General features: G+C 65.8%; 12 protein-coding genes. 8 read left to right on the top strand and 4 right to left on the bottom strand.

Annotation, left to right across the window (positions count from 1 at the left end; all coding sequences use genetic code 11):
* Window positions 1-118 precede the first annotated feature (118 nt).
* Together mfd and H8B03_RS07925 are read left to right on the top strand one after the other, a co-directional pair.
* On the top strand, window positions 119-3568 hold the full coding sequence (gene mfd, locus H8B03_RS07930; RefSeq protein WP_193141174.1) for a transcription-repair coupling factor: 3450 nt from the start codon (window positions 119-121) through the stop codon (window positions 3566-3568).
* Between the two features lie 135 nt (window positions 3569-3703).
* Window positions 3704-4507 (top strand): hypothetical protein, encoded by an 804-nt coding sequence (locus H8B03_RS07925; protein WP_193141173.1) that lies wholly within the window; start codon window positions 3704-3706, stop codon window positions 4505-4507.
* On the opposite strand, the gene H8B03_RS07920 is transcribed toward H8B03_RS07925, so the two are convergent.
* Window positions 4404-5348 (bottom strand): alpha/beta fold hydrolase, encoded by a 945-nt coding sequence (locus tag H8B03_RS07920; protein ID WP_193141172.1) that lies wholly within the window; start codon window positions 5346-5348, stop codon window positions 4404-4406. The two genes, H8B03_RS07925 and H8B03_RS07920, sit on opposite strands and share 104 nt — an antisense overlap.
* A complete protein-coding gene (locus H8B03_RS07915) occupies window positions 5345-5632 on the bottom strand; it encodes an SCP2 sterol-binding domain-containing protein (protein WP_193141171.1) in 288 nt (95 codons plus the stop codon). The genes H8B03_RS07920 and H8B03_RS07915 overlap by 4 nt, the downstream gene beginning before the upstream one ends.
* Before the next feature lie 133 nt (window positions 5633-5765).
* Between H8B03_RS07915 and H8B03_RS07910 the strand changes: the two genes are divergently transcribed.
* The 5 genes from H8B03_RS07910 (at window position 5766) to H8B03_RS07890 (ending at window position 10805) form a co-directional block, all read left to right on the top strand.
* The gene (locus tag H8B03_RS07910; protein WP_193141170.1) at window positions 5766-6257 is read left to right on the top strand and encodes a tetratricopeptide repeat protein; all 492 of its coding nucleotides are present in this window, start codon (window positions 5766-5768) and stop codon (window positions 6255-6257) included.
* A gap of 46 nt (window positions 6258-6303) precedes the next feature.
* Window positions 6304-9309: a helicase-related protein gene (locus H8B03_RS07905; RefSeq protein WP_193141169.1), complete on the top strand. Its 3006-nt coding sequence runs from the start codon at window positions 6304-6306 to the stop codon at window positions 9307-9309.
* Between the two features lie 31 nt (window positions 9310-9340).
* Window positions 9341-9691 carry an RNA-binding S4 domain-containing protein gene (locus H8B03_RS07900; RefSeq protein WP_193141168.1) on the top strand — a complete coding sequence of 117 codons (351 nt, stop codon included), beginning with the start codon at window positions 9341-9343 and terminating at the stop codon, window positions 9689-9691.
* 50 nt (window positions 9692-9741) lie between these two features.
* Entirely contained in the window at window positions 9742-10080 is a 339-nt protein-coding gene (gene fdxA, locus H8B03_RS07895; protein WP_193141167.1) for a ferredoxin FdxA, read from the top strand.
* 215 nt (window positions 10081-10295) lie between these two features.
* Complete coding sequence (locus H8B03_RS07890; RefSeq protein ID WP_193141166.1) at window positions 10296-10805, top strand: CarD family transcriptional regulator; 510 nt, start codon at window positions 10296-10298, stop codon at window positions 10803-10805.
* A gap of 50 nt (window positions 10806-10855) precedes the next feature.
* Here H8B03_RS07890 and cobS read toward each other — a convergent pair whose 3' ends face one another.
* The gene (gene cobS, locus H8B03_RS07885) at window positions 10856-11617 is read right to left on the bottom strand and encodes an adenosylcobinamide-GDP ribazoletransferase (protein WP_319022447.1); all 762 of its coding nucleotides are present in this window, start codon (window positions 11615-11617) and stop codon (window positions 10856-10858) included.
* 66 nt (window positions 11618-11683) lie between these two features.
* On the opposite strand from cobS, the gene cobT reads away from it, so the two are divergent.
* Window positions 11684-12703, top strand: a complete 1020-nt coding sequence (gene cobT, locus H8B03_RS07880) for a nicotinate-nucleotide--dimethylbenzimidazole phosphoribosyltransferase (protein WP_193141165.1) — start codon at window positions 11684-11686, stop codon at window positions 12701-12703.
* Between the two features lie 3 nt (window positions 12704-12706).
* Here the strand turns inward: cobT and H8B03_RS07875 are convergent, their stop codons facing one another.
* Entirely contained in the window at window positions 12707-14635 is a 1929-nt protein-coding gene (locus tag H8B03_RS07875) for a monovalent cation:proton antiporter-2 (CPA2) family protein (RefSeq protein WP_193141164.1), read from the bottom strand.
* Window positions 14636-14700: the final 65 nt, after the last annotated feature.

The following is a 14700-nucleotide window of genomic DNA, read 5'->3' as shown; positions in this document are numbered from 1 at the left end:
GAGTATTTTGGCCAAGAAGAAATCGGGCGCGCCGATCTCCGCCGGACCGGGTGCTTGACACGACGGTGGGGCCGGGTAGGTCACGGCGCGGAACCACGCAACCACCCCGGAGGGTGACATGTCTCAGTCCGACAGCCAGAAACTGACCGTAGGTGGCGCACCGGAGGGCTTCGATGCGCGGCTGGTGCTGAAGGAGCTGGACCGCGGGCCGGTTCTGCATGTGGCGCGCGATGACAAGCGGCTGGAGGCGATGCGGGCAGCCCTGCGGTTCTTCGCACCCGATGTGCCGGTGTTCCATTTCCCGGCCTGGGATTGCCTGCCCTATGACCGGGTTTCGCCCAATGCCGATATCTCGGCGGCGCGGATGGCGACGCTGGCCGCGCTGGTGCATGGCGCGCCCAAGCGGTTCGTGCTGCTGACCACGCTGGCGGCAGCCACCCAGCGGGTGCCCGCGCGCGAAGTTCTGGCCGAAGCGGCGTTCTCGGCGCAGGTGGGGAGCCGCATTGACGAGGCCGGGTTGCGGCAGTTCCTGGTGCGGATGGGGTTCTCGCAAGCGCCCACGGTGATGGAGCCGGGCGACTATGCCGTGCGGGGCGGGATCATCGATATCTATCCGCCCGGCGACGGCGGCCCGGTGCGGCTGGATCTGTTCGGTGACGTCCTGGACGGCGCGCGGCGGTTCGATCCGGTCAGCCAGCGCACCACCGAGAAGCTGGACATCGTGGAACTGGCCCCGGTGTCAGAGATCGTTCTGGATGACGCGGCCATCACCCGCTTCCGGCAGACCTATCGCATCGAGTTCGGTGCCGCCGGGGGCGACGATCCGCTGTACGAGGCGGTCAGTGCCGGGCGCAAGCATCAGGGGATGGAGCATTGGCTGCCCTTCTTCCACGCACGGCTGGAAACCCTGTTCGACTATCTGCCGGGCGCAGTGGTGACGCTGGACGATCAGACCGATGCCATGCGTCTGGCGCGCTGGGAGGGGATCGCAGACCAATACGACACACGGCGCGAGGCGATGACCCATCGCGCGCGGATGGACACGGTCTATAAACCCGCAGCCCCCGAAACACTGTATCTGAACGACGCCGATTGGGAGGCCGCCGTGGCTGGCCGCCGGGTGCTGCGCTTTCATCCCCTGCCGCAGGCCAGTGGGCCGGGCGTCGTCGATGCCGGCGGCCGGATCGGGCGCAACTTCGCCCCCGAACGCCAGGCCGAGCAGACCAACATCTTCGAAGCACTTGCCGATCATATCCGCGCCCGGCGCGCTATGGGGGCGGTGGTGGTGGCCTCCTATTCCGAGGGCGCGCGGGAACGCTTGCAGGGGCTGCTTGAGGACGAGGAGCTGACGGGGCTGCGGCTGATTTCCGACAGCCGCGATCTGGTGGAAAAGGCCGGGCAGGTGCATCTGGCGATCTGGGGGCTGGAGCACGGGTTCGAGGCTGACGGGCTGACCGTCATCTCGGAGCAGGATGTGCTGGGCGACCGGCTGGTGCGCGCACCGAAAAAGCGCAAGCGGGCCGAGAATTTCCTGACCGAAACCCATAGCCTGACGCCGGGCGACCTGGTGGTGCACGTCGATCACGGGGTCGGACGGTTCACCGGGCTGGAAGTCGTCACTGCCCTCGGCGCGCCGCATGAATGTCTGGCGCTGGAATATGCGGGCGGCGATCGCTTGTACCTGCCGGTGGAAAACATCGAGCTGCTGTCGCGCTTCGGGCATGAGGAAGGTCTGCTCGACAAGCTGGGCGGCGGCGCGTGGCAGGCCAAGAAGGCGCGGCTGAAGGCACGCATCCGCGAGATTGCCGACCGCCTGATCCGCATCGCCGCCGAGCGCGAATTGCGCCACGCCCCGGTGATGGCGCCGCCCGATGCCATGTGGGAGGCCTTCTGCGCGCGCTTCCCCTATCAGGAGACCGACGATCAGCTGACCGCCATCGAGGCGGTGCTGGAGGATCTGGAACGTGGCCGTCCGATGGACCGCCTGATCTGCGGCGATGTCGGTTTCGGCAAGACAGAGGTGGCCATGCGCGCAGCCTTTGTCGCGGCCCTGTCGGGCACGCAGGTGGCGGTGATCGCGCCGACCACCCTGCTGGCGCGCCAACATGCCAAAAGCTTCCGCGACCGTTTCCGCGGCTTCCCGGTCGAGGTGCGCGCCCTGTCGCGTTTCATCTCGACGAAAGCGGCCAGTGCCACCCGCGCCGGTCTGGCCGACGGCACCGTCGATATCGTGGTCGGCACCCATGCGATCCTCGCCAAATCCGTCCGGTTCCGGAACCTCGGACTGGTGGTCATCGACGAGGAGCAGCGCTTTGGCGTGCAGCACAAGGAGCGGCTCAAGAACCTGCGCTCGGACGTGCATGTGCTGACCCTGACCGCCACGCCGATCCCGCGCACCCTGCAGATGTCGCTGTCGGGCGTCCGCGACCTGTCGATCATCGGCACGCCGCCGGTCGACCGTCTGGCGATTCGCACCTATGTGTCAGAATTCGACACGGTCACCGTCCGCGAGGCGCTGCTGCGCGAACACTATCGCGGTGGGCAGAGCTTCATCGTGGTGCCGCGCATCAAGGACATTCCCGACATGGAGGAGTTCCTGCGCGACCAGGTGCCCGAGGTGACCTTCATGGTGGCGCACGGCCAGATGGCCGCAGGCGAACTGGATGACCGGATGAACGCCTTTTACGACGGCAAATACGATGTGCTGCTGGCCACGACCATTGTCGAATCGGGGCTGGATATTCCCACCGCCAACACCATGGTGGTGCATCGCGCCGATATGTTCGGGCTGGCGCAGCTCTATCAGATCCGGGGCCGGGTGGGCCGGGCCAAGACCCGCGCTTATGCCTATCTGACCACCAAGCCGCGCGGCAAGCTGACCCCGCAGGCCGAAAAACGGCTGCGGGTGCTGGGCTCGCTCGACAGTCTGGGGGCGGGGTTCACGCTGGCCAGCCAGGATCTGGACATTCGCGGCGCCGGCAACCTGATCGGCGAGGAACAGTCCGGCCAGATGCGCGAAGTGGGCTATGAGCTGTATCAGCAGATGCTGGAAGAGGCGGTGGCCAAGATCCGCTCGGGCGAGAGCGAGGGGCTGGCCGAGACCGATGACCAATGGTCGCCGCAGATCAACCTTGGCCTGCCGGTGCTGATCCCCGAAGATTATGTGCCCGATCTGGACGTGCGCCTTGGCCTCTATCGCCGTCTGTCGGGATTGCAGAACAAGGTCGAACTGGAAGGCTTCGCGGCCGAGTTGATCGACCGCTTTGGCAAGCTGCCCAAAGAGGTGAACACCCTGCTGTTGGTGGTGCGGATCAAGGCCGAATGCAAGAAGGCCGGGATTGCGCGGCTGGACGCCGGGCCGAAGGGTGCGACGATCCAGTTCCACAACGACAAGTTCGCCTCGCCCGAGGGGCTGGTGGCTTTCGTGCAGGATCAGAACGGGCTGGCAAAGATCCGCGACAACAAGATCATTGTGCGGCGCGACTGGGCCAAGGAAGCCGACAAGGTGCGCGGCGCGTTTGCCATCGCGCGGGATCTGGCCGCCAAGCTGAAGAAGAAAGCCGCCTGACCGAAAGGGCACCCGCGCCGGTCGTGGTTAACCCTTCGTCAACCCAAGGTTTCTACCTCTGGGCCGGAGTCTTGAACTCTGGCCGACAGGTGCTGTGTGCGTGATCTGCCAGTCCGGGCAGGGAGAGTATGGATCATGCGGTGCTTGAGGGTTGGCGTTCAGGGGGGCATTGTGGCGTTGCTGCTGGCGCTGTCTCCGGCAGGGGCGGCCACGCGGGTGGATGCCATCCACGTGGTGTTTCAGGACTTTTCGTACCAGTCGAATTTCTGGGCCGGGGTGATGCCGACGGCCACCGTTGGCGGCCCTGCGCCGATCACGCGCATGGATATGGGATTTCACCTGACCTATCGCACACCGGTCGATCAGGCCTTTGCCTTCGGGCTGCGGCAACCTGCGGTGACTGGGGTCAGTGTCTCCATGCAAACCGCTGATATCGCGGGATTGTCCATGTCAGGAATGCGGATCTCGCACAGCGTGATGACGGATGCGCTGGTGATCCAGAGCGGGGCGGGCTTTGGCCTGCGCGGCGGGGTCGAGGTCTTTACCGCTGCTTCGGGGGCGACAACGCCGCTGGCGCGGCTGTCCTTCACATTGCCGGGGCTGTTCAACCTTGATCCGCTCACCGGGGCCGAGATCGCCAGCTATGACTACAACAGCCCTCGACCCCTCGATGCGCCGCGCTATGGGGCGCAGGCCATGTCCGGGGCAGCGATACAGGTGCAGCGCAGGTTCGTTTCGTCCACGCCGGGCCCGGTGCCCCTGTCGGGCGCGCTGGTGTACGGGATCAGCGGACTGGTAGCCCTGACCGGCGTCGGCCTGCGCGGACGCGGACGCCTCAGGTGCCGCGATGCTGGTCGAAGAAAGCTGCTGCGCGGTCGAAGAACTGTTTTCGGCGCGCGGGTGTTTCCATCATCGTCTCGTGGCGGCCGCCCTCGATGATCTCGATCTGGCCGCCGGTCATCTCGCGGCCCTGACGGGTCATGTCGGGCACCGAAACGATTTCGTCCCGTGTCGGCACCACGGTCAGGGTCGGGATGCCGGGATCGCGGATTCGGCGCAGCGCACGGCATTCGACCAGCGCGCGGTAAAGCCAGGGCACCGACGGCGCGCCCAGATCCAGCCCCGGTACTGCGTCCAGCTGCCGCCGCATATAGGCGATCATCTCGGGATCCGTGGTCAGCCAGTTGTCTGTCGGATCCGCCAGCCGCACGTAGGTTTCACGCGACATGCCCGGGGTGATCCATCGGTTCAGGCGGGTCTTGTGCGCCAGCCAGCCCAAACCCCAGGCTGCCGGGCGCACGCCGGGATACATGTTGATGCCCCACATCGGCGCAGAGAACACCGCCGAGGTCACATCGAGACCGTTCAGAACGGCGCGCAGGCCAATGGCGCCGCCCATGGAATGACCCAGCAGCACCCAGGGGCGCGGCATGTCATGATGCGCGGCATAGGCCAGCAGGGTCGCCACATCGCACTGATACTCGGCGAAATCCTCGACATGCCCGATGGCGGGATCGGTCAGCGGCCGGTCGGCCAGCCCCTGACCGCGAAAGTCGACGGCCACCGATCCATAGCCGCGTGCCAGAAACTCGGCGGCGGGAAGCCCGTACTTCTCAAGGTACTCGGTCCGTCCCGGCAGGATCAGAACCGTGCCCCGTGGCCCTGTCGCCAGACGCCCCACCCGCAGCCGCACGCCGTCGCTAGCCTCGGCCCAATGCGCCTCGGCCCCCTCGGGGGCCTGCGACGACGGGGTATGGAACGGGGCCGGGCCAAATCTCACGACAGCGAGGAGCCCAGTTTCATCGCCAACCCAAGGTCGCCGTCGATCTTCAGGCGACCGCCCATGTAGGCCGAGGTCGGGTCCAGTTCGCCCGACATCATCTCGCGGAACGTGTCCTCGTCGGCGATCAACGTCACATCGGCGTCTTCCGCACCAGCGCGCACGCCGTCGCTGTCCACCATGATCGAGCCTTCGCCCTCGATATCGAAACGGGCCACCCCGTCGAAGCCGTTGGGCATCTTTTCGGCCAGTTTCTCGACGGCTCCTGCAATAACATCGCTCATTTGTGCTCTCCTGTTGCATTCCCGCGGCTATCGACGGGAACATGTTTTGCGCTATCCTCGCCATATGCGAAGTATTCGGACCCAGATCAAATACGCCGTAGCGACACTTTTTGTGGCAGTGGGGTTTTCCACCATGGCGCTGGCCGAGGAGGCGCCGCTCGACAGGCTGTTCGACCGGCTTGCCGATCCCGAACTGGCCAACTGGCAGCAGGTCGAGAACGAGATCTGGGGCATCTGGTCGAAATCCGGGTCCGACACCGCCGATCTGTTGCTGGAGCGCGGCCGCCAGGCCATGACGGCCGGGGACATGCCGGCGGCCATCGACCATCTGTCCGCCCTGATCGACCACGCACCGGACTTCGCCGAAGGCTACAACGCCCGCGCCACCGCCTATTTCCAGGCCGGTCTGCTGGGCCTGTCCCTGCGCGACATCGAGGCGACCCTGGCCCTGAACCCGCGCCATTTCGGGGCGTTGAGCGGACTGGGGATGATTCTGGAACAGATCGGCGACGAGGCCCGCGCGCTGGATGCCTATCGTATGGTCAACGCTATACATCCCCACCGCCCGAACGTAAAAGATGCGATGAAGCGGCTTGAAGCCCGCTTGGGCGAAACCGCCCTCTGACACGCGGATCCCGGCGGGCATTCCGGCGGCGAAGGAAAGGGGTCTCATGTCTGGCAGCAGTCGCATCGAAGCGGTGCTTGGCCCCACCAACACCGGCAAGACCCATTACGCCATTGAACGGATGCTGATGCATCGCACCGGGGTCATCGGCCTGCCGCTGCGGCTGCTTGCGCGCGAGGTTTACGACCGGGTCAAGGAAAAACGCGGCCCCTCGGTGGTGGCGCTGATCACCGGCGAGGAACGCATCGTGCCGGAGCGGGCGCAATACTGGGTCTGCACCGTCGAAGCGATGCCCGAGGGCATGGGCGCGGATTTCGTGGCCGTGGACGAGATCCAGCTGTGCGCCGATCCCGAACGCGGCCATGTGTTCACCGACCGCCTGCTGCGCGCCCGTGGCCTGCTGGAAACCCTGTTTCTGGGGGCCGACACCATGCGCAGTGCCATCGCCGCACAGGTGCCCGGCGTCGTCTTCACCCATCGCGACCGCCTGTCCGAACTGACCTATATCGGCGCCAAGAAGATCAGCCGGATGCCTGCACGCTCGGCCATCGTCGGGTTCTCGGTGGAAAACGTCTATGCCATCGCCGAACTGCTGCGCCGCCAGAAGGGCGGGGCGGCGGTGGTGATGGGCGCGCTCAGCCCGCGCACCCGTAACGCGCAGGTGGAACTGTATCAAAGCGGCGAGGTCGATCACCTTGTCGCCACCGATGCCATCGGCATGGGGCTGAACCTGGACATCCAGCACGTGGCGTTTTCATCGCTGTCCAAGTTCGACGGCCGCCGGATGCGCCCCTTGCAACCCAACGAGTTGGCGCAAATCGCTGGTCGCGCCGGGCGCCACACCCAGAACGGCACTTTCGGCGTCACCGGCGAGGCCCGCCCGCTGCCCGAGGATCTGGCGCAGGCCATCACCGCCAACCGCTTCGTGCCGGTCAAGAAGTTGCAATGGCGCAACGCGCGGCTGGATTTCGGCACCGTGGGCCGGCTGATCGGCTCGCTTGAAGAGCGCACCGACGACGAATGGCTGTCCCGCGCGCGCGAAGCCGACGACCTGATGGCGCTGAAGACGCTGGCCGAAGTGGGGGCCATCCGGGCCCGGCTGAGCGACCCGCAGGCGGTGCGCCTGCTGTGGGACGTGTGCCGGATCCCCGACTTCCGGGGCATCAGCCATGCCGAACATGCCACGCTGCTTGAGACGATTTTCAACGACCTGCTCGAATTGCGCCGCATTCCCGACGACTGGATGGCGCGGCAGGTCAAACGCATCGACCGGACCGAAGGCGATATCGACACATTGTCGAAACGACTGGCATATATCCGCACTTGGACATATGTGGCTCAGCGGAAAGGCTGGTTGGACGATGAAGCCCATTGGCGTGAGGTCACTCGGGCTGTAGAAGACCGCCTGTCGGATGCGCTTCATGCGCGTCTCACACAAAGATTTGTTGATCGGCGCACATCCGTGTTGTTGCGCCGGTTGAAGCAGAGGGAGAGCCTTGTGGCTGAAGTAAACGATTTGGGCGAAGTCACCGTCGAGGAACAGTTCGTCGGACGGCTGGAAGGATTTCGCTTCATCCAGGACAAATCCGGCTCCCCCGATGAAGCCAAGACATTGCGGCAGGCCAGCCTTCAGGCACTGGCCCCGCATTTTCATCTGCGTGCCGACAAGTTCTACAACGCGCCCGACAGCGAGATCGACTATACCGATCAGGGCGGGCTGATGTGGGGCGAACACGCGGTGGGCAAGCTGGTTGCCGGATCCGAGCCGCTGAAGCCGCAGGTCAAGGCGTTCGTCGATGACGAAGCCGGTGCCGATGTGGCCGCCAAGGTGGAACGCCGCCTGCAGCATTTCATCGACCGCAAGGTTGCGACCCTGTTCGAACCGCTGCTGAACCTGCAACGGGACGAGACCCTGACCGGGCTGGCCCGTGGCTTTGCCTTCCGCATGGTCGAAGGCAATGGCGTGGTGCCGCGCGACGAGGTCGCGGGTGACGTCAAGGAGCTGGACCAGGAAGCGCGCGGCATGCTGCGCAAGCATGGCATCCGTTTCGGCCAGTTCACCATCTTCATGCCGCTGCTGCTGAAGCCGGCGCCGACGCGGCTGCGGCTGGTGCTGTGGTCGCTGGCGCAGGGTCTGGATGAATTCCCCTCCAGCCCGCCGCCGGGTCTGGTGACCGTGCCGACCGCGACCGATGTCCCCGAGGGCTATCACACCATGGCTGGCTATCGCGCCGCCGGAGAGCGGGCGATTCGCATCGACATGCTGGAACGTCTGGCCGATCTGCTGCGCGCGCAGGACACGCGCGGTGGCTTCGAAGCCACGCCCGACATGCTGTCGATCACCGGCATGACGCTGGAACAATTCGCGGGGCTGATGCAGGGGCTGGGCTACAAGGCGGAACGTGACGAGCGCCCCAAGGCGCGCCCGCAACCGGTCGAGGCGAAAACCGCGCCCGAAGCCACAACGGAACCGGACGCCAGCGCCGGGGCCGAGACGCCAGAGACGGATACAGAAGCAGCCTCCGAGGCCGACGCAACGGTTGCGCAACCGGAAACGGACGCGGCCGCTGAGACCGCGGCAGAGGCGGAAATCCCCGCCGAGGCCCCCGCCGCGGAAGCCCCCACAGAAGAAGCCCCCGTCAGCGCGGACACTTCGGCCGAGGCACCGGCAACCGAAGCCGCTCCCGAGGAACCGGCGGAGGTGGCCATCGAGGCCGCTGCCGAAGCCAGTGACGCCGACGCGCCGGCCGAGCCCGAGATCGAGGTGTTCTACACCTTCACCTGGGCACCGCGCCGCCGTCAGGGCGGACGTCCGCAACAGGGCCGTCGCGAAGGTGCTCCCGGTGATCGACCCGCCCGTGGCAAACCGCGCGGCGACGGCAAGCCGCGTGGCGACAAGCCCGGCGGCAAGTTCCAGGGCGGCAAGGGCAAGGGCAAACGTCCGCCGCAGGGTGCCAAGACCTATTCAGCGCGTCCGAAGAAGGCCGAAAAGCCGATCGATCCGGACAATCCCTTTGCCGCTGCGCTGATGGGGCTGCGTGACAAGACCTGACACCGGCATCGACGCGTCGGAGCATCCCTCCATGCGCGTCGACAAATGGCTCTGGCACGCGCGGTTCTTCAAGACCCGCAGCAAGGCCAGCGCCGTGGTGGCGGCCGGGCACCTGCGGGTGAACGGCCAGCACGCCAGAAAGGCGGCCCAGGCCATTCGTGCGGGCGATGTGCTGACCTTTCCGCAGGCGAAAACGGTGCGAATCATCAAGATCCTCGCCCTGGCCGACCGGCGCGGCCCGGCACCCGAGGCACAGGCGCTTTACGAAGACCTGACCCCGCAGGCGCCGCGCGATGACAGTGCCCCGCGCCCGGTACAGGGCCGCCCCGACAGCCGCGACCGCCGTGCCGCACGTGCGGCCAAACAGGCTCGGCTTGAATGATCGGGCGCGGCGGAGTAGGGAAACGCCAAACAAACGGATGAGTGCGCCCCATGACCTATGTCGTCACTGACAACTGTATCGCCTGCAAATATACCGACTGCGTCGAGGTCTGCCCGGTGGATTGTTTCTACGAGGGTGAGAACGCGCTCGTGATCCATCCCGATGAGTGCATCGACTGCGGCGTGTGCGAGCCGGAATGCCCGGCAGACGCGATTCGCCCGGATACTGAACCGGACATGGAGCAATGGGTTGAATTCAACCGCAAGTACAGCGAACTCTGGCCGGTGATCTACACCAAGAAGGAACCGCTGCCCGAAGCCGAAGAGCGCGACGGCGAAAAGGACAAACTGGGCAAATACTTCTCGGAAGCGCCCGGCGAAGGCGGCTGATTTCCGCCGCCAGACCTGCGCCCTGCACAGCGGCATTTCCCGTGCCGACATGCGGGGCTTTGAATTTTTGCGTATATGTGCTATATATTTTGGTCAGCGAACTATAACCGTCCGGAAACGTCTCGCACTCGGTGTGCGAGCACGTTTCTTTTTTCGCCTCGGAACCCGATCATTGCACGGGATCTGACGCGGACCAGAGCAAGGAAGACCACCAGATGAGCCAAGAGTATACGCCGGATTTCCGTGCCAATGATTACGTTGTCTACCCGGCCCATGGCGTCGGAAAAATTGTCTCGATCGAAGAGCAGGAAGTTGCGGGTCTCAAGCTCGAACTTTTCGTGATCTCGTTCGAGAAGGACAAGATGACCCTGCGGGTGCCGACGGCAAAGGCGGCCGGTGCGGGTCTGCGGGCGTTGTCGACCCCGGACGTGATCAGCCACGCGATGGAAATCCTGCGGGGCAAGGCCAAGGTCAAGAAAGCCATGTGGTCGCGCCGGGCGCAGGAATACGAACAGAAGATCAACTCGGGCGATCTGATCGCCATTGCCGAGGTGGTCCGCGACCTGCACCGCGCCGACGATCAGCGTGAGCAGAGCTATTCCGAGCGCCAGCTGTATGAAGCCGCGCTGGAGCGTCTGACCCGCGAAGTGGCCGCCGTCAAAGGCTCGGGCGAGGATGAAGCCCAGAAGGCCGTGGGCGAGGTTCTGTTGAGCCGCGCCGCCTGAGCACCCAGCTTTTCAAGCCTTTCAAAGCCGCGCCTTCGGGGGCGGCTTTCTCATGTCAGCAACACGGACAGGCTCAGCAGGGCGGCGACTTCGGCGATTTGTTGCGTGGCGCCCAGCACATCGCCGGTCTGGCCGCCGATCTTGGCGCGGGCCAGCAATGCCACGCCAACAGCAGCGGCTGCGGTGGCCAACGCCGCAACCATCACGCTGCTGCCCAGACAGGCCCAGGCTCCGGCGACGGCAAGACCCAAAGCCACGGCCGCCGTGGCCGGGCGCGGCTGTCCCAGCGAACGCGCCAGCCCGTCGTTTCGCGCCGCGGGCAGTGCGGCCCAGACCACCACCATCGCGGCGCGCGACAGCATCCCGACCGCCAGAAGCACCGGCCAGTGCCGGACCAGCTCGGCCAGCCCCTGCCAGCGCAACAGCCCCACCAAAACCAGTGCCAGCACGCCGTAGGTGCCGATGCGGCTGTCATGCATGATCTCAAGCCGTCGGTCGCGGGCAAAGCCGCCCCAGAAGCCATCGGCGCAATCGGCCAGACCGTCCTCGTGCATCGCTCCGGTCAGCACCACCATCAGCCCCAGCGCCAGTCCCGCCGACAGGTTTTCCGGCAGACCCATCCACAGCGCGGCCTGCATCAGCAACGCCGCCACCCCCCCCACCACCAGCCCCGCCAGCGGATAGGCCCAGGCGGCACGCGCCCCGCGTCGTTGCGCGGTATCCATCGCCACGGGCACCGGAAGGCGGGTCAGAAGACCCAGGGCCAGGGCCGGATCGGCGGGGTCCAGAAGGGCAGGTCGGGGTGCGGTCACTTGGCGGTTTTCCTCTGTGTTGTTCGCCGTTAACGTCCCGCCGGAACAAAAGCAACGAGGCTGCGCATGTCCCAGGAACCCTTTCAGTCGCTTTCGCAGATCCACAAGATCCTGCGTCAGCTTCCGAACCCCGATGAGGGGGCTTTGGTGCGGGCGCAAAACCGCAACGGCCAGTTGACCAAACCTCCCGGTGCGCTGGGGCGGCTGGAGGATCTGGCGATCTGGTACGCCGGGTGGCGCGGCGATCATCGCCCGGTCGTTCGCGCGCCGCAGGTTCTGGTCTTTGCCGGCAATCACGGTGTCGCCGCACGTGGCGTGTCGGCCTTCCCGCCCGAAGTCACGGTGCAGATGGTGGCCAATTTCCAAGCCGGCGGGGCGGCAGTCAACCAGTTGGCCAAGTGCTTTGGCGCCACCTTCATCGTGGTGCCGCTGGATCTGCAGAACCCGACGCAGGATTTCACCCAAGGTCCGGCGATGAGCGAAGCCGAGGTCTGCGCCGCCTTCAGCGCTGGCTGGCAGGGCGTAGACCCGGACGCCGACCTTCTGGTCACCGGCGAAATGGGCATCGGCAATACCACGTCCGCGGCCGCCATCGCGCTGGCCCTGTTCGGGGGCACTGCACGCGCCTGGACCGGGCGCGGCACCGGTGTCGAAGGCGCAGCCCTTGAGGCCAAGGCGCAGGTGGTGGCGGACGGGCTGACGGCCAATGCCGATCTGCTGGGCGACCCGTTGCAGGTGCTGCAAGCTCTCGGCGGGCGCGAGATCGCCGCAATGGCCGGGGCCATCCTGCGGGCGCGCAGCCTGCGCATTCCGGTGATCCTGGACGGCTTCATCTGCTGCGCGGCGGCGGCGGTGCTGGAGAAAGCCCGGACCGGTGCGCTGGATCACTGCGTGGCCGGACACCGCTCGGCCGAGCAGGCGCACCAGCGGCTGCTGGACGCGCTGCACAAGCCCGCGCTTCTCAGCCTCGGGATGCGCCTGGGCGAAGGCTCGGGCGCGGCGCTGGCCATCGGGGTTCTGCAAGGGGCTGTCGCGTGCCATTCCGGCATGGCGACCTTTGCCGAAGCCGGGGTCGCTGACGGCTGAGCCTCAGTTCTTCGGGGCGGGGATCGGTTCCTTGTCCTCGAAGGAGCCGTCCTTGCGCTCCACCTGGCTGACCAGCGCGGTTTCCAATTCGCGGCTGAACTGCTTGGCCCGTGCCATATAGGCGGCGTTCTCGGTCACCGGCACGCCGGGTTTCCAGACCTCGGCCTGTTCGCGCAGGGCCTTCCGGTCGAGCTTGTAATACAGGGTTTCCAGCTCGTTGGCCTCGAACTCGCTTAGCCCCATGTTTTCCAGCACGTAGCGCGCGGCGCGCAGCGAACTGTCGAACATCTCGCGCACGATGTCATTGGCTCCGGCGCGATACAGTTCGAACACATGCACACGGTCATGGGCGCGGGCGACGATATGCAGATCGGGCCGCACCCGGCGCGCATAGCGCACGATCCGGGTCGAGGCGTTCTTGTCGTCCATCGACACCACCAGCACCTGCGCTTCCATCAACCCGGCCGAGCGCAGCAGGTCGGGGCGAGTGGGATCGCCCAGAAACCCCTTGAAGCCGAACTGCCGCATCAGGCGGATGGTGTTCAGGTCGTTGTCCAGAACCGTGGTGCGAAAGCCGCTCATCTGCACCATGCGGTTGACGACCTGCCCAAAGCGGCCGACGCCCGCGATGATGATCGGGCCTTCCTGCTGGATCTGGTCGGGCGGCTGGTCGAGCGGTTCTTCCGAACGGATGCGCTTGGACAGGATCTCGTAGGCGATGAAAAACAGCGGTGTCAGCAACATCGACAGGGCGATGACCAGATAGATGACCTGCTGGTATTCCGGTGGGATCACGCCGCGTTGCAGACTGAACCCGACCAGTACGAAGCCGAATTCCCCGGCCTGTGCCAGCCCGAGGGTGAACAATCGCTGATCGCGCCCCTTGAGTTGGAAGATGCGGGCCAGCAACAGCAGGATCGCGCCCTTGGTAAACATCAGCGCCAGGGTCAGCGCCAGAAGCTGAAAGGGCTGCGCCAGGAAGGTGGTCACATCCATGCCGGCGCCGACGGTGATGAAGAACAGCCCCAGAAGCAGGCCCTTGAAGGGCTCCAGCGCGGTTTCCATCTCGTGCTGGAATTCCGAGTTGGCCAGCACCACCCCTGCCAGGAAGGTGCCAAGCGCGGGCGATACGCCCAGGATCAGCATCAGGCAGGCGATGGCGATGACGATCAGCAGGGCCAGCGCCGTGAACATCTCGCGCAGACGGGTGGCGTGGATGGCGTTGAACACCGGCCGGGTCAGGAAGATGCCCGCAAGGATGATGCCCAGAAGGGCGGCCATGGTCACCAGCGCCTCGCCCCAGACGGGCAACTGGCTGATGTGGCCACGGGCCCAGTTGGCAAATTCCATCATTCCGCTCGTGGTGGCGGCACCATGTCCGGCAACGTCATGGGCCGCGACCGGATGCGGGTCGACACCGCCAAGTGCAAGCAGCGGCAGCAGTGCCAGCATCGGGATCACGGCCACATCCTGCGTCAGCAGCACCGCGAAGGTGGCACGCCCGCCATTGGTCTGCATCAGCCGCTTTTCCGACAAGGTCTGCAACACGATCGCGGTCGAGGACAGCGACAGCGCCAGACCCACCGCCAGCGCCGCCGACCATGTCAGCCCCAGCGCCATGGCGGCGGCCATGATTGCGCCGGTGGACAGCACCACCTGCAACCCGCCCATGCCGATCAGCCGGTGTCGCATCGCCCAAAGGGCGCGGGGATCAAGCTCCAGCCCGATCAGGAACAGCATCATCACCACGCCGAACTCGGCAAAATGCTGCAGGCTCTCGGTCTCGCTGCCGACCACCCCCAGTACCGGTCCGATCAGGATACCGGCCAGCAGGTAGCCCAGCACCGACCCCAATCCCAGGCGCGACGCAATGGGCACCGCCAGGACGGCGGCCAGAAGATAGATCACGGCCTGAAACAGGAAACTTTCCATGGTCCCTCGGTGTGGTGGAATGCGATGCGGGTTTATCCCACTGTGCCGTGCTGGCTGCGGGGCCG

The organism is Meridianimarinicoccus sp. MJW13 (genome assembly GCF_014901205.1).
Classification (GTDB): domain Bacteria; phylum Pseudomonadota; class Alphaproteobacteria; order Rhodobacterales; family Rhodobacteraceae; genus Meridianimarinicoccus.
This window is presented reverse-complemented; position numbering and strand designations above follow the sequence as displayed.